Below are 16113 nucleotides of genomic sequence, written 5' to 3'. Positions count from 1 at the left end.
ATTCTTAAATGAATAAGACCAATACAAGATTATAGTGTGGTGAAACACTGCGCTATTTTGCGACTTCAGCATGGAACTTACGTTAAATTAAATGAACAGCTTGAATTCTAGAGAGTCTAATTTTAGTCAATTTGTTATTACCCAACTCGACCCATTTTGGAACCAAACGGCCCAACCTGGATTATTTAAGAACCCTATTGGCTTAGATATCCATTATGTACATTTACCTTGTCAAAACCCTAAAGGCGGCGTTGTGATAAGTCCTGGTCGAGTTGAGGGATATTTAAAATACAAAGAGTTGGCCTATGACATAGTCAACCAAGGCTACCATGTTTTTATTATCGACCACCAAGGACAGGGGTTGTCGTCGCGGATCTTGCGCAATAGTCACAAGGGTTACGTACAGAACTTTGACGATTATATAATTGATTTGAATACGTTTGTTGAGGGCGTGGTCCAAGGGTATAACTTGCAAAATTTACATCTGATCTGTCATTCAATGGGTGGCGCAATAGGTCTACGATATATTCAAAATTACCCTTTGGTTTTTACTACAGCATCATTTTCGTCACCCATGTGGGGCTTTATATCGGCTAACTTTCCGGAGAATATGGCGCGCAATATTGTCAAATTAGGTAATCGAATGACCCAATGGACTGGACGTGACAGTGCCTACTTTTTTGGTGGCAAAAACTATTCGAGAAAAGCCTTTGAAAATAATGAACTGACAACCAGTAAAGCGCGATACAACTACTTCCGCGATATTTATGATCAACATCCAAACATTCAATTAGGTGGCATTACTTTTGGGTGGTTACAGGCATCTATTGACGCATTGGATTTAGCTTTTGAGCAATTGGATAGGGTAAAAATTCCGGTGTTAGTTTTACAGGCCGGAGATGACACTGTAGTAGAAAATAAGGCACAAGATGAGTTTTGCGAGGAACTTAAACGGCTAAATCCTACGCTGTATTCAAATTTACCTATTGTTGTGGCCGGAAGTCAGCACGAGATTTTTATCGAAGCAGATCAACGAAGAGTTTTGGCGCTAAAACACATTTTTCAATTTATGGATAAACATAACACCCTCTAATGACTTAGAAGTTCATTAGTGGATGTTATGATTTTATTTAAAGGTTGTCTTAACCAAAATCAAACTAGTTAAAGAAACCTTCATTTGCTTTGACGGTAAGCGGGTGATAGCCAGGTTTAGCGATGTTAAATACGCGTTTCCCAAACTTTTTACCTTTGCTTGTTTTTGCTAATTCACGATACAAAGGTTTAACTAACTTATTACGACCAATGCTTATTAAATACGTTTCTAGGCGTTCAAAAGCTGGTTGATAATCATTTTTAACAACTAAAACTAACCAGCTATGGGCAATTTCGTTATTGGTCGACTGAGTCAATTTAAATGCAGAGTCTAATTCAACCAATTGGGCTGCAGAAAGTTGATCAGGTAAGTTATTTAAAAAATGTAACCATTGGTGCACTGTCCATTCTTTAACGTCTAACTGTGTAGCTTTCACATTGCCGTTTAACCAAGACATTCTGTTTTGGTCAACGATAGTAAACGCATCCGATTTTGGTATTGGATGATTTTTTGGTAATCCCGGTGTATAAATCCACTGTTTAATTCGGTCTAAGTCTAAATGGTAAGGTGTTATCAAATGTTTTTGGATATAGGCTAAAAATGTTTCTGTGTCGATGCTTTGGAATTTAAAATGCTCAAAATAGGCCATTAAAAACTCATCAAAATTAGCGCGGCCGACCTGTTGCTCTATTTCTCGAATAAACAAAGCGCCTTTTTCGTAAGGAATATTACTGAAAACATCGTCAGGATCACGACCTGTTAAGTCGATGGTTAAACGTTGATCGTCTTTCTGTAGTACGGCTAAATCAGCTTGTAAATCTTGGTAACCTAACAAAGCTTCCATATCAAATCGCGACGTACCGTAAATGACTTCCATGATCCGATAAGTTAAATAAGTTGTGAATCCTTCATTTAACCAAAGGTCACGCCAGCTGGAGTTGGTCACTGTATTACCTGACCATGAGTGCGCAAGTTCGTGAGCGATTAGCGACACAAGCGATTTGTCGCCGGCAATAACCGTTGGCGTGATAAACGACAATCTAGGGTTTTCCATGCCGCCAAAAGGAAATGACGATGGTAAAATTAATAAGTCATAACGTTCCCAAGGATACGCGCCGTACATTTTTTCGGTAATGTCTAACATGGCTTGGGTATCGCTAAACTCATTAACGGCAGAGGCCAGTACGCTTGGCTCAGCATAAACGCCAGTATCTTTACCAATTGCTTGGAATTGCAAGTCACCCACGGCAATTGCAATTAAATATGATGGAATCGCCTGAGGCATTTGGAAATGATAAACACCATTTCGTGGCGCGCTGGCGTCGTTATTCGCACTCATTACTGCCACTAATTCTTTTGGTGTTGTAATCGTTGCCGCGTAAGTTACACGAACTGTTGGGCTGTCTTGCAATGGGATAAAGCTACGGGCGTGAATGGCCTGCGCTTGGCTGAATAAAAATGGATGTTTCTTTTCAGTTGTTTGTTCAGGAGACAACCATTGTAACCCTGAAGCATTTGGTGAAGTGGAGTAAGCGATGGTTACCTTGTCCGTACCATTTGCAATGTCGATTACCAAAGCGCTTCCTAGGTTAGGATCTGCTTTGTGCAGTTTATACGCTAACGTTTTTCCGCCAGAGTTGATGGATTTAATCGTTAAATCACGGGTATCTAAAACTAACGAATTAGTTGTTTTATCAAGCCATTTTAGGCTTAGCGTTGCTGAGCCAGTAAGTTGTTTTTTGTTGAAATCGACGTTTAAGTTGAGGTCAATATGACTAACGTTAACTTGGTCAAAGTTAGCAAAAGAATGTGGATCAGACGTTTGTGCAAAACCGCTAAGCGAACAAACCAGTAATATGGTTGCTGCGAATAATTTGAACGTATTTATCATTGTTATTTTTCTTTCATTGTAAATAAAAAGTGGGCAACGACATGATGACAAATAACAATCATCGATACAATTTCTAAACAACTGATAATTACTGCGATGAAAGGCGAGAGTGTAAACTTGTTGGCGTTTAAATAGACACAAAATCGTGCATGTTACCTAGCGCTGCTTTCACGCATTTTAAGGTAACTGTCTGAGAGATATTCTGGTTCAGCTTATTCACACTGCCTAAGCTGAACCAATATTTAGGGGGAATTAAAATTTAAATTGTTTTATTTGACGCATCAAGCCGGTTTCTAAATCTGATAATTGTAGAATGCTCCCTTCCAGCATTTCCGCTTCGTGAACTAGCCCTGCAGCCCCTTTATGTATTTGCTCCATTGTATTTCGAACTTCGTTGGTCACCGACGATTGTTCCTCAGACGCACTGGCGATCATATTATTCATATCAGAGATATGATTCATCTGGTCGGCGATAGCGTTCATCGCTGTACTGGTGATTTCGGTCGATTCGATTACCAATTCAGCCAATTCCTTACTGCGGTTAGTTGCACTAACCGACTCTCCAGCTTGGGCCTGCAGAGAGGCTATGATGATCTCAATCTCTTTAGTTGATGACTGAGTGCGTTGCGCAAGCGTTCTTACTTCATCTGCCACAACGGCAAAGCCACGACCTTGCTCTCCAGCACGAGCCGCTTCAATCGCTGCGTTTAATGCAAGTAGGTTTGTTTGTTCGGCAATACTTTTGATGACATCCAGAACGCCGGAAATATTGTCGCTACTTTGATTCAATTTAGTCACAATATTTGACGTATTGTCTAATTCTGAAACTAATTCACTAACCTGCTGTAGATTAATGTTCATTTGCTCCCGGCTACGGTTTGAAGTGTCTCGTGCTTCATTTGTACTGGTTGCTGCGGTGGTCGCATTTTGAGCAATATCGGCTGTCGCGGCATTAAGCTGTTCTAAATGACTTAACGTAGCCTCAGTTTTTGCCGATTCGTTATTGGCTTCTGTGTGGGATTTTTCACTTGCGTGTTTCACCTGCTTGGCGACGTCGTCGAGGCCCTGTGATGTTTCCGCCACTTCGCTTATTAATTGTTGAACCTCACCGATAAACTGGTTAAATCCAGTGACTAGAAGGCCTATTTCGTCGTTTGATTTATAGTTGATTCGTTTGGTTAAATCGCCGCCACCCTGCGCAATCTCTTGGAGTAACTTGTTAACACTCGATAACGGTTTAACCACAACGCGATTGATGATCACCATAATAAAAATACCAGTGACTACAACAAAAATTAGCAGTGATACAGTGACGTTCGCGGTAGACGTTGCAATTCGTTTATCGGTTAACTCAGATGATAATGACAGTTCAATGTGGCCAATTTGTTGCGAGTCATTCCAAGTTAGAGGAATAGTGACCTTGTCTAATGTTGACTCAGTCGTAAAACCACTGTTTCCGAGTTCTTGGTTTCGATGATCAACAACGCGAATTTTACTGATGTTGTTATCTTTAACAAACGCCTGAATAATACTGGAAATCAGCGGTTTATCGTATGAATACACTGGCTCAGCGAGAATAACGCTCAGTTCATTTTTTAATGTTTCTTGAGTTTGTTGCCAGTGGTTATTTTCTGTATGAGATTGCAATTGATTGCTCACAATGGACACAATGACAAAAGCGACAAACAGCGCGGCGCTGACTGCGACAATGACTTTTTTAGAAATGGAGTTCATGCTGATTAATTTCCTGTGTAAGAAATAGGGTCAAACCATAGTTCTTTTCTGTTGATTGGTGTTCTTTCGGTTAATAGCGGGTTTTCTAAATCGATAATGATCCTGCCTGCTACATTGGCTTTACTTAAAGCGGCTTTTACTTGGGTATCGGCCAAAAACATTTGTTCGAACGTGCCGTCGGCAACCATATTGTTCAACGTTGTTATCATTGTTTGTTGCAACGCAACATTGTCTTTTCGCAGGAAAAAATAAAGTGGTGCGCGGTATCTGACCATAATGTGAGGCTCGACAATAAGATCGAGTTCTTTATGACGAACAATTTCATCCCAAGGCTCATTTATGCCTCGTGGGAAATAGTCAAAACGTTCCCCTTCCAGCATATAAAACAAGTTAGGGTACTTTAGGGTCTTGGCAACCGTTAACCCGTTGTGTTCCAAAATTCGAGTATCGGGCCAGGTTTTCCCCTGCCCAGCGGAGAAAGCCTTTAGGTCACTTAATGTTTTTACACCGGCAAAAAGATGTTTATTTTGGGCCTTAACGATTGCAAGTCGCATTCCTAACATACCGCGAAAAAGCGGAAAATACAGAGCTTGATAATCGTCCTCCAATTGTCTTGACGTCATGCTCCACATTACATCTAAGCTGCCTGTTTTTACATCATTCAAAATACGGGCATTTGAAACGTCTTTATCACTAGCATACGGGTAGATATATTCTAAGTTAGCGCGCTTGAGAGTTTCCACCAGAATTTTGTGTGGAAGCGACGTATCTCCAGAGTAACTTTGTAATTTCACTGGGCTGCCATAAGCCACGGCAGAGGTTAACCATATAATTGATAGTATTGTGGTTTTTATAAATCGAGATGGCATCTAACCCCCTAAAACAAGCTTAAACGTAGGGCTAAAACATAACATTAAACAGCAAATGGAAATTGAACATACGTATGCATTAAGTGCCGCAATATGTGCCGCAAGAATTTAAATAATAATGTGTCGTGTGCATGGACTTAATTTAGTAATATACAGCCTGCTCAGAATTAGAAAGGTAAAGAATAAGTTCATGCTAAATATTGTGTTATACCAGCCGGAAATTCCCCCTAATACAGGCAACATTATTCGATTGTGTGCAAACACGGGTTATAAGTTGCATTTAATTGAGCCATTGGGGTTTGATTGGGATGATAAAAAAGTCCGTCGTGCGGGGTTGGATTATCACGAGTTTGCGAATGTTAAACGATACCCTAATTTTGAAGCGTTTGTTGCTGAATACCCAGAATCTCAACTGTATGCCTGCACGACTAAAGGTCAGTCTTTTCACCATGAAGCAAAATACAAAGCCGGTGACAGTTTGGTATTTGGCCCTGAAACTCGAGGGTTACCGGATGATGTATTAGCCCAAATTCAAAGCCCAAATTGGCTTAGAATTCCAATGCAATCTGGAAGTCGCAGTATGAACTTGTCAAATGCGGTTTCAGTCTTTGTTTATGAGTCTTGGCGGCAGTTGGATTTTGCCGGTGCAATGTAATTAAATGCGTTGTTAAAAATATTATTTTTAAATGTTTTTAACAATTTAACTTTAATTTTTGTAAGTTTATTTTGGCAGATGTACATTTTTTGACTATGCTAAATTTAACTTCTTCTGAAGCAGTCAAATGGAAATGAAAATCGTATTGAAAAATGCAACTATTCGGCTAGGATTGCTAGTGCTAATTTTTATTTGCGCCTTTGGCGCAAAGGCTCAAAATCACACCGACTTTATTCCAATAACTTTACCTTCCCCTCACATCATGGAAAACAGTGTCGCATTTGGTCAAGATGCACAAGGCCAAACCTGGTTAGTAACAGAGCAGGGGTTAAGTGTTTTTCGTGATATTCAGTTTGTATCTTTTCGCTCTTTTTCATTCGAACAAAAAATTACCGGTGCCGAATTTATTGGCAATGATGCTTTTATTACAACGCCTAGGCAGGTGTTTCGTGTCTCGTTAACTAATCCACACTCAACCTTAACGCAAGTATGGCCAACGACTGGTGTTAAAGAAAAAAGCCAAATTGAGGTTGTTAAAATTCTGCAGGGTAAAGGTAATTTAGTTGATAAAACTAACCTTTATTTACAAACGACAGCCGGTATTTATCAGTTGAGCTTGATTGGTTCAGAACCGCAACAAAGTGTGATTTCAAATTTAATTCGACCAATTGAACCACTGCAACAACCTAAACAAGTTACTTCTTTTAATGAACATATTTTTTTGTTGTTTGACGATACTATCGAACAATATTCTAGTTTAGATAACAGTTGGCAAACTTTTGGTTTTGACAATGAGTTTGTGTCGTTTGCCGCTGTTAAAAACTCCCTTGTCATGCTTAATCAACAGGGGGATCTTTATTCATTAAATTTAGATACAGCAAAAATTGATAAAGTCGCGAATCAAACTGGGATTAGTGAACTTATATCTAGCGGTCGTGACCTCCACGTTCGCAAGGGGGAGTTTTTGTACAGCACTCGAAATCCCGCCTTGAAAGTCAGAGAAGCCAATTTTTCTCAAAATGTATTTATCGATAGAAGTGGCAATATTTGGCTTAGTACACCGTTTGATATTCAAGTTTCTTGGTGGCAGCCCATAAGTGTCGAACCTCAAGATGCACCCGTTTGGAGTGATTTCGCAAACTCTAATCTTATTACCAAATCTAAAATTTATGCCCTTAAAAACGGGACACTTTACGAGCGTCAGGTAAACGGCAGACAGAGTTGGCTGCCGGTTTGGCAACCATCGCCAAACGAAAACAAGGTTTATACTCACCTATTTGAAACCCAAAATCATTTATGGCTAGTCTCTGCAAACCGGTTTATCGCATTAGATAAAAACTCGATGACCGTAACTACCGATAAGCCACGCCAATCAGGCGATGCGGTTTTTCCGTTTGATACGACGCGGTTGATTTATTTTGCCAAAGATGAGATCCGGACGTTATCTGGGGATGGTCGTGAAATAGTGCTTCAAGATCCTATTCAATGTAACTCAGACTGTGCCTTGCCTTGGAAAGTTTCTAATTCGGTTCATTTAGGTGATGCCTTGTATTTTGCAACGAGTCAGGGGTTACACCGTGTCGACAAAAAAGATCTGTCGCGTTCAATAGTAAGGTTAGATGCGTTAAATCAATTAACTCCTTTACTATCGTTGGCGGTTGCGAGCAACCAAAAGCTATGGTTGATTTACCCTAATAAAGTCGCGTTATTTGACCCTTCCACATTACAATCCAAAATTTACTACAGTGGATTTAATCGTATTTTTGATGCCACTTCGGATATCCGCCAAGACCTTGTTTTTAACAGCCAACGCGGCTGGTTTAAATTAAGTTCATTGGCCGTAAATGAAATGAACGCAGAGCCTAATTTTGTTGTGCAGCAGGTGATTGATGATTACGAAGCACAATACCTCGTTAATGTTGGTAACAAGATCGCGTTGTCGAGCGACAGTGATGAAATTCGATTGGCTTTTAATATCGCAAAACAACACCCTTCACAGCAAATGCAAGTTCGGTTTAAGTATTCTGACGAAATAAACTGGACTGTGGTTTCGATGTTTAATCACTCTTTGACGTTAAAGAATTTGCGCCAAGGTGCCAATCAATTAGAGCTTCAAGCGCGTTTAGAGGGGCAGTCATGGCAGCATGCAAAAAGTTTTAATTACATTCTCCCTTATCGTTTTTTCCAAACCAAATGGGTCATCATATTTGTAGCTGGATTTTTACTTGTTCTACTCATGGTCATTGTTTATGAGCGGATCGGTAGAGTAAAAGTGGCGTTTAACTCTGTGACACAAGAGGCGTTTATTTTATCTTTACTTGACTCAACACGTGATGGTGTGTGGATAGCAAACAAAGACCGAGAAATTCAGTCGGTCAATCAAGCATTTGTTGATATAACGGGATATCAGTTAGAAGACGTTGACGGAAAAAGTTTTCAGCTACACGCTGATTTCGGCCGCAACCACGAACTCGAAAGTTTAATTTGGCAAGAAGTTACTAAGACTGGGTTTTGGGTAGGCGAAGTTTGGAGTAAAAAGTCATCTGGCGAAAAAGTTTCATTGGATCTGTCCGTAACTCGAGTGGAAACTGAAAACCGTTTGATGTCAAAAACAGACGTGAAATTTGTTGGTGTATTTTCTGACATAACGCATCGTAAAAACAGTGAACAAGAGTTGCGTTTACTCGCGACTCGCGACCCGTTAACCAATCTTCCAAATAGAACGTTATTTACCGAACATGTACAACATACTATTGATATGACAACGGCACATGCACCAAATTTTGCGGTAATGTTTTTAGACCTAGATAATTTTAAAAAGGTAAATGAAAGCTTTGGTCCATTAAAGGGTGATGAGTTTATTGGTTTAGTTGCGGAACGAATCGCAAAATGTTTGGCAAAGGGCATTACCTTAGCCAGACTAGGCGGTGACGAGTTTGCCATTTTAATTCCTAATCAGATGTTTTCTGGTGTCCCAGCGTTTTTCATAAAACGCATTGCGAAAGATATTCAACGTGAGTTGCGACCAGCATTTTGGTTAGATGAAACAGAGATCAGTATTTCAGTAAGCATGGGGGCTTCGGTGTATCCTATCCATGGTGACAAGCCTGAAGTATTAATGCGTTGTGCCGACACTGCGCTCAATAGAGTTAAAATTACCGGACGTAATAACTGTCTTATCTATGATGATGTAATGGACGATTTAGTTAACGATAAGTTGAGTTTAGAAAGTGAGCTAATTGCCGGTTTAAATCGAAATGAATTTTTGGTGTATTACCAGCCAAAATTTAAGTTAAAAGAAAATGAAGTTTGTGGCTTTGAGGCGTTAGTGCGTTGGCAGAACCCAAATCGTGGTTTAGTCTCTCCAGATCAGTTTATTTCCATCGCAGAAGATAATGGCCTAATTCGCCAGTTGGATTTTTATGTTTTAAAAACCGTTTGCCAACAAGTAAAAGTCTGGCTTAAAAGCGGTTTAATGCGAGGGAAAGTCGCCGTTAATATTTCAGCATTAAATTTCCAACAGGCCGATTTTTGCGATAGTTTGCTTAAAATTATTGAGTCGGAAGGTAACTTACATAATTACATTGAGTTGGAAATAACTGAAACCGCAATGATGCGTGAACCTGAACGCGCACTTAAAAGTGTCGGTCAGTTGCGGAGTAAAGGTCTTAGTATCGCATTAGATGACTTTGGTACAGGTCACAGTTCGCTCGGTTATTTAAAAACGTTCCCTATCGATAGGATCAAAATAGACAGAACTTTTGTCAAAGATATCGAGTTTGACGAACAAGACCGTAATATTACGTCTGTCATTGTACAATTGGCAAAACACCTCGGAATCGCCGTTATTGCTGAGGGTATTGAAACCGAAGCGCAGGCTTATTTAATGCACGTTATGGGTTGTAATGAAATTCAAGGGTATTTGATTAGTAGGCCAGTTGCTGCGGATCAAGTCCCTGAATTATTGAAATCTGAATATAAACAAATCGGCTCAATAGACGGTTAAATCGACTTGTTTCATTTAGCCGTTCCATTTATCAAACATCAAACAAAGTGTTGTCTGGTATAACGTTAACCCGTAGTAATTAGTTTGGGGTTTGAATGACTGAAACACAATTAACCGTTGAAGTTGGCATCTGCGCAACATTGTTTGTCATACTGTTAATTAACTTCGTTATCTTGCACAACTGGCGTGTCGTGCCGACTATTATTAGCCAAATTTTGCTTGGCACTTTTTTAATTTTAGTACAACAAGCCCACAAATTTGACCATGGCTATTTGCTTATGGCGGCTTTGGTTACTGCATTAATCGGTATTGGGTGCAATTGGCCTGGTATGTTTAGACAAGTACATGACTACGTTAAACAATGGTCGTTAGTTCTCATTTGTTTAATTATCATAATCTTAAATCAACTGTTCTGGTCTTCCTTATTCTTGTTTATGTTGCCAATTGTCATTTGCTCCATGGCGACTATTGGGTACAATTTTTGGTCGTTACGGCAAATAACCCGTGCGCATCACGCTGATTCAAAACAACATTCCAAAAACGAAATTGCAATTGGATTAGACCTCGCATCCGGCCTACCTAATAAGTTGGCGTTTACAGACAAAATTGATAAGCAGTTAAAGATCCATTCTTCATTAACAATTAATCTCGTCATTTTTAAACTAACTAATTTTGAATTGCTGAATTCGCTTATAGGCCATCAAAATGGCGATATGGTGAAGTTACAGATGTCTAGTCGGATCCGGAATATACTCAAGCAATCACCCGACATATTGTTATTGTCAGAGCATTCACAAACGGCATTTTTGGCAACATTAGGTGGTGTAGATTTTAGCTTTGCTGTTCGCGATGATGGGAAAAACGATGTCACGGAAACATTATTGTCAAAACTTAAAGAAGTCATTAACGAACCTTTGTTAATTAATGCAACAGCGGTTGATGTTGGGATTCAATTTGGAGTTGCAAGTTACCCAGAGCACGGAGGGTCGGCACAGGACCTAATAGAACAAGCCTATCTTGCATTAAGTTATCAACAACAAGATGGAACCTCTGTTTATTTTCAAAACAAGTTAGAAAGTCGCCTCCACAATAACCGCGCAGTGATTAGTCAGTTGCGGGAAGATTTAAACCATGACCGATTTGAATTGTTTGTTCAGCCTCAAATCAATCTGATCACTAATGAAGTTGAAGGAGGTGAAGTTCTAATTCGATGGCGTCGAGATAATTGCGAAATATTAGCCGCGGATCAGTTTATTACCCTCGCAGAAGAATCTGGGGTTATTTATCAACTCAGTGTCTGGTGCTTTGAACAAACGATAAAAAAATTGGCTAAAATGCAACTCCATGGATGTGAACAATACTTAGCTGTAAATGTATCTAACAAAGAGTTATTCCAGTCTCAGCTGGTGGATACAATTGCAAATTTGCTTGAGAAATATCAAGTTGCACCCGACAAACTCGTGGTTGAAATTAAAGAATCGGCATTTGCTCAAGATCCGGAACGTGCACTTAAAATAACACGCTTAATATCGCACCTTGGCGTACGTGTGGGATTGGATGAGTTTGGTAAAGATCAAAGTGCGCTTAGTTGCTTTAATAAGTTTTCACCTTGGTATGTAAAAATTGACTGTAAAAGTTTAAATACCGATGCCAGTACAGAAAAAAACAATGCTTACTTAAATGCGATTATCGGACTGGCGCGCAACTTAAATATAAATACCGTTGGTCATGGCGTTGAAGTTGAGTCGACCATCCATCAATTACGAGATACTCAATGTCGATTAGCACAGGGGTATTTTTACAGTAAACCGTTTGAGCTTTCTGGATTTGAGACCTGGCTAGAGCAGTGGCAAAATACTGGAGCATCACTTCACAAATAGCTTTAATATTGACGATTATATTTTTGCTTATTTCACTCTTATATTAAATCAGTACGCTGAAAAGGGCCGAAAAACCCACTGTCGGGCAAATGTCAGGTGTTTGTCGTAACTGACAGCGGTATATTTTTTACATTATCTCACCTCAATCAAGGGGCAATGACTAAATGATTTTAAAACAACTCCGTATTAGTCGGTATTTATCGCAGGAACAATTAGCAGAGATATCGGGGCTGAGTGTTCGAACGATTCAACGTATTGAGAGTGGTCATAATGCGAGTACGGAATCATTAAAATGTTTAGCAGCGGCTCTTGATGTAGATATTAATGTATTAAATCAGGAGGAACTTATGATTGATAAAGGGTCAGATAATTGGAAAGCAATGTCACCAATACTTAAAGGTTGGTTCATTATTAACTATTTACAGATGCGCCCAAATCGCGCCACTGGTGTGAGAATTGAAGTGGTTAGCCATATATTTGCTTTCATATTTTGTGTTATGGGGTTTGTTTACGAGAGCATCTTAGCAGGTGGTATTATCTTTTTGGTCACCGCGCATTTATTTAGATTGCTCACTTGGCAAGGCGATAAATACGGTATTTGGTACGACACTGAACAGTCAGAAAAAGATTAGGACGAAACCTCAATATTAACTTGGGTGTTTGGCAATTAAGTAGCTGTATACCAGTTGCATGATTGCTTGTCCTGCTTCATTTTGTTGCGTATCTGTTGGCGCGGACTCACAAATATGTAAGTAGCGATTTGTATCGTTACTGCTCATTTTGAACACATAACGTGCCGCTTGCTCTAATGTAAATCCTGAAACGCTAAACGCACTTGCTGCGGCATATTTAATAGCATCGATATCGAGCTCAACACCGGAAGGTAAACCTAATGTTTGGTGTTGAACAAGGGCTTGTTGCATTGAATCTTCAATAGATTGATCTTGGCGAATAAACAACGATTGATAGCTCGTATAACTAAAACCAGCTTTACTTAGTTCGGTTAACGTATCCTGATTATTTTTTTGCTCGTGTAAACCAAATACATGATAGCCAGCTAAAATGCCATCGGCAAAAGCATATCGAAAAGGATTGCCAGAATGTCGGCCTTCTTGGTTTCTGAAATCAGCGTGCGGGTCAAGGTTGACACAGCTCACTTGAGACTTCGCACTGGTACTTAACGACGTTAAGATTGGATAGGCATTATTATGGCCACCACCAATCACCACGAGGTTAAAGTCTAAATCAAAAATAGGGGTTAACACCTCTTTTACGCGAGTATCAATATCGGCACAGAGCTGTCGAAGATTGCTTAAACTAGGATCAAGATGACTTTTGGCTAAAAAATCATTCACCACAACATGGCCTAATAACAAACATTTTGACCAGTCAAACATCTGATTGGCTTGCTGATTTAACAGTACATTTAAAAAAGCCGGCCAGCCTTTATCCGCACCGCCATTGCCACAGTTTGCTCTAGGTCCAATGTCTTCTGGCACGCCAACAAAGACAGTTGTAACACCATCTAACTTTGCCTGATTTAGCGTACTAAGCAAATCCAAATCGCTCGGTATTGAAATAACGTCAGCGACGTGGGATTCACCAAGTCGCTTTTGTTTAAACCGTGTTAGATCAGCATCAGTAGTTAGCGCTATCGGATACGACATTCTTATTCAATATCAAGTGGTTCTGGACTTAAAATGATACCAGTACTGTCGGCATAAAGATGATCGTCTGGTAAAAATGTGACACCGGCAAAATTAATGGCAATATCGTCCTCACCAATGCCCTGATCGTCCGCACCAACCGGAATTGAATTTAATGCGACAACACCAATATTGATGTCTTCTAAGGCGTCAACTTCACGGATACTGCCGTTACAAATGATGCCTTCCCAATTATTTTCTGCGGCTAATTCTGCAATTTCTGCATCAATCAATGCACGTCGAGTTGAACCACCACCGTCGATGACGAGTACCTTGCCTGTGCCGTCTGTCGAGACAACGTTTAATATAAGAGCGTTGTCTTCAAAGCACTTGATGGTGCGAACTTGACCACCAAATGAAGTCAGTCCACCGTATTGTTCAAAGATAGGATCGACGACATCAACCTGCTCTGTGTACATATCACATAGTTCAGAAGTGTTATATTGCATGGTAGCCTCATTGGGTAGCGTGATTAGATTTTAGTATATCTGGCTTAGGTCGCATTACCAATTGTTTATGTCTCGTTAGAAAACATCAATTATGGTTAGGTTACAATTAGGAGCAGTAGTATTAGTATGTAAGCTAACTTTTTTCAGGATAAAACTTGGTAGCCGAGAACTTTTTATTTCCTGATGAGTCGAAAGTACAACAAAATTAGGAGGATGAACATTGAAGTTAGAGTATAAAATAGCTGAAACGGCCGAGGAATTTGAAGCAATTCATAAGCTAAACTATCTAACGTTTGTCGAAGAGATCCCACAGCATGAGAGAAACCCAGAGGGCAAACTAGTCGATAAGTTTCATCTTGAAAATACCTATTTTATTTGCAAAAACGGCAGCCAATTGGTTGCGATGATCGCAGGCCGAACGCAAAGGCCATTTTCACTCGATATAAAAATTGAAGGGTTAGATAGTTTATTGCCATTAAATAGTCAGCCTGTCGAAGTTAGACTATTAGCGGTGGACCCGAGTTACCGTAAAACTAAAGTTTGCGGAATTTTGATCGAAAAATTATCGACTCATTATGCTGGGCAGGGACAGGACATTGCATTAATTTCTGCTACATTACGAGAGGCTCGTCTGTATCGTCGAATGGGCTTTGTATCATTTGGGCCGACAGTAGGAACAACTCGTGCTCAATACCAACCGATGTATTTAACACTAAAAAAATACTTATCGTTGGCGACAATGCTAAACAATATCAAAACGTCAAAACACAAAAAGCTGAACTTGCACCCTGGGCCTGTAGAAATATCGGAAAATGTCAGCAACGCTTTGTCTTTAGAACCTATTTCCCATCGAAGCGCCTGCTTTTTAGATCTGTATGAACATACAATTGCTAAAATATGCGAGCAAACTGCTATGCCAGAAGCCTATATTGTTCAAGGTTCTGGGACATTAGCAAACGATTTGGTCGCGGGCCAAATACAACAACTGCAAAAAAGAGGCGTCATTTTAGTTAATGGCGAATTTGGCGAACGACTTGCAGAGCAAGCTAGACGCTGGGGCTTGGAGTTTGAACTGCTTAAAGTCGATTGGGGGCAACAATTTGATCTGCCTGAAATTGAAAAAGTATTAACTTCCGATAAAGCACTTGGGTGGCTTTGGTTTGTAGGGTTAGAAACGTCCACTGGTGTTAAAAACCCCTACAGAAAATTGCTCAACCTGTGTTTAAGTTATGATGTTAAATGCTGCATTGACGCCATTAGTTTACTAGGGAGTGAAGAAACTAATTTTGATGGTGCCTATTTAGTATCAGGCTCTAGTGGCAAAGGGATTGGTTCGTATTCTGGTTTGGCGTTTGTGGCGCGGGAACATGGTGAATTTTTAAATAATAGGATGTTACCTGCGTATTTAGATCTATCTTTGTACGCTCAACGGGGTGGGATACCGTTTACTCTAAGCTCCAATTTATTGAGGGCCTTTAATAACGCGTTGACAACAACCGACTGGCAATCGAAATACCAAATAATTGCCGAAGCAAGTGCTTACTTATTTTCTAGATTAAAGGCTTTAGGCATAACGGTCGTCGCAGAGAATAATGACAATCTAAGTTGTATATTCACCATTGCGATACCCTCAGATATCGACATTATTGAGCTTGCAGATTCACTATTGGATAAAGGCTATTCGCTCTATTATGAACCTAAATACCTAGTGTCGAGACATTGGATGCAAATATGTTTATACAGTCTTGAAGAAGTGGCGGATATTTATAACTTGCCTTTATTTTTACAAACTCAATGTGTTTCAAATACGCTAGTAAAAAGTTAGCGGAA

11 protein-coding genes are annotated in these 16113 nt (G+C 39.8%); 6 read left to right on the top strand and 5 right to left on the bottom strand.

The genetic code is table 11. The features are described 5' to 3' along the window. The first annotated feature begins 91 nt into the window (after positions 1-91). Entirely contained in the window at positions 92-1093 is a 1002-nt protein-coding gene (locus KO525_RS00205; RefSeq protein WP_215961777.1) for an alpha/beta fold hydrolase, read from the top strand. Positions 1094-1157: 64 nt separating this feature from the next. Here the strand turns inward: KO525_RS00205 and KO525_RS00200 are convergent, their stop codons facing one another. The 3 genes from KO525_RS00200 to KO525_RS00190 form a co-directional block, all read right to left on the bottom strand. Next, the gene (locus KO525_RS00200) at positions 1158-2984 is read right to left on the bottom strand and encodes a M1 family metallopeptidase (protein WP_215961776.1); all 1827 of its coding nucleotides are present in this window, start codon (positions 2982-2984) and stop codon (positions 1158-1160) included. A 252-nt stretch (positions 2985-3236) separates the two neighbouring features. Beyond that, a complete protein-coding gene (locus tag KO525_RS00195) occupies positions 3237-4718 on the bottom strand; it encodes a methyl-accepting chemotaxis protein (RefSeq protein ID WP_215961775.1) in 1482 nt (493 codons plus the stop codon). A 5-nt stretch (positions 4719-4723) separates the two neighbouring features. Then, the gene (locus tag KO525_RS00190) at positions 4724-5587 is read right to left on the bottom strand and encodes a transporter substrate-binding domain-containing protein (RefSeq protein WP_252736508.1); all 864 of its coding nucleotides are present in this window, start codon (positions 5585-5587) and stop codon (positions 4724-4726) included. Positions 5588-5777: 190 nt separating this feature from the next. On the opposite strand from KO525_RS00190, the gene trmL reads away from it, so the two are divergent. From trmL to KO525_RS00170, 4 genes are all read left to right on the top strand, one after another. Continuing rightward, positions 5778-6242, top strand: coding sequence for a tRNA (uridine(34)/cytosine(34)/5-carboxymethylaminomethyluridine(34)-2'-O)-methyltransferase TrmL (gene trmL / locus KO525_RS00185; protein WP_215961774.1), 465 nt, complete (start codon positions 5778-5780; stop codon positions 6240-6242). Positions 6243-6420: 178 nt separating this feature from the next. Beyond that, positions 6421-10248 carry an EAL domain-containing protein gene (locus KO525_RS19895; protein ID WP_215961773.1) on the top strand — a complete coding sequence of 1276 codons (3828 nt, stop codon included), beginning with the start codon at positions 6421-6423 and terminating at the stop codon, positions 10246-10248. Positions 10249-10343: 95 nt separating this feature from the next. Then, the gene (locus tag KO525_RS00175) at positions 10344-12128 is read left to right on the top strand and encodes a GGDEF domain-containing phosphodiesterase (protein ID WP_215961772.1); all 1785 of its coding nucleotides are present in this window, start codon (positions 10344-10346) and stop codon (positions 12126-12128) included. A 164-nt stretch (positions 12129-12292) separates the two neighbouring features. Further along, entirely contained in the window at positions 12293-12760 is a 468-nt protein-coding gene (locus KO525_RS00170; RefSeq protein WP_252736507.1) for a helix-turn-helix domain-containing protein, read from the top strand. A 15-nt stretch (positions 12761-12775) separates the two neighbouring features. Here the strand turns inward: KO525_RS00170 and KO525_RS00165 are convergent, their stop codons facing one another. Both KO525_RS00165 and rraA read right to left on the bottom strand, forming a co-directional pair. Beyond that, positions 12776-13795, bottom strand: coding sequence for a formimidoylglutamase (locus KO525_RS00165; RefSeq protein ID WP_215961771.1), 1020 nt, complete (start codon positions 13793-13795; stop codon positions 12776-12778). A 2-nt stretch (positions 13796-13797) separates the two neighbouring features. After that, entirely contained in the window at positions 13798-14283 is a 486-nt protein-coding gene (rraA, locus tag KO525_RS00160; protein ID WP_215961770.1) for a ribonuclease E activity regulator RraA, read from the bottom strand. Positions 14284-14503: 220 nt separating this feature from the next. Here rraA and KO525_RS00155 point away from each other — a divergent pair, with 220 nt between their 5' ends. Next, positions 14504-16108 carry an aminotransferase class V-fold PLP-dependent enzyme gene (locus tag KO525_RS00155; RefSeq protein ID WP_215961769.1) on the top strand — a complete coding sequence of 535 codons (1605 nt, stop codon included), beginning with the start codon at positions 14504-14506 and terminating at the stop codon, positions 16106-16108. Positions 16109-16113 lie beyond the last annotated feature (5 nt).

It is taken from the genome of Psychrosphaera sp. B3R10 (assembly GCF_018861025.1).
Classification (GTDB): domain Bacteria; phylum Pseudomonadota; class Gammaproteobacteria; order Enterobacterales; family Alteromonadaceae; genus Psychrosphaera; species Psychrosphaera algicola.
The sequence above is the reverse complement of the archived record's forward strand: the minus strand, read 5'-3'. Positions and strand labels throughout refer to the sequence as shown.

What these genes read in the sequence shown, in the direction of transcription:
- KO525_RS00205 (WP_215961777.1), top strand. Translation starts at nt 92, where the DNA reads ATGAACAGCTTGAATTCTAGAGAGTCTAATTTTAGTCAATTTGTTATT.
- KO525_RS00200 (WP_215961776.1), bottom strand. Translation starts at nt 2,984, where the DNA reads ATGATAAATACGTTCAAATTATTCGCAGCAACCATATTACTGGTTTGT.
- KO525_RS00195 (WP_215961775.1), bottom strand. Translation starts at nt 4,718, where the DNA reads ATGAACTCCATTTCTAAAAAAGTCATTGTCGCAGTCAGCGCCGCGCTG.
- KO525_RS00190 (WP_252736508.1), bottom strand. Translation starts at nt 5,587, where the DNA reads ATGCCATCTCGATTTATAAAAACCACAATACTATCAATTATATGGTTA.
- trmL (WP_215961774.1), top strand. Translation starts at nt 5,778, where the DNA reads ATGCTAAATATTGTGTTATACCAGCCGGAAATTCCCCCTAATACAGGC.
- KO525_RS00175 (WP_215961772.1), top strand. Translation starts at nt 10,344, where the DNA reads ATGACTGAAACACAATTAACCGTTGAAGTTGGCATCTGCGCAACATTG.
- KO525_RS00170 (WP_252736507.1), top strand. Translation starts at nt 12,293, where the DNA reads ATGATTTTAAAACAACTCCGTATTAGTCGGTATTTATCGCAGGAACAA.
- KO525_RS00165 (WP_215961771.1), bottom strand. Translation starts at nt 13,795, where the DNA reads ATGTCGTATCCGATAGCGCTAACTACTGATGCTGATCTAACACGGTTT.
- rraA (WP_215961770.1), bottom strand. Translation starts at nt 14,283, where the DNA reads ATGCAATATAACACTTCTGAACTATGTGATATGTACACAGAGCAGGTT.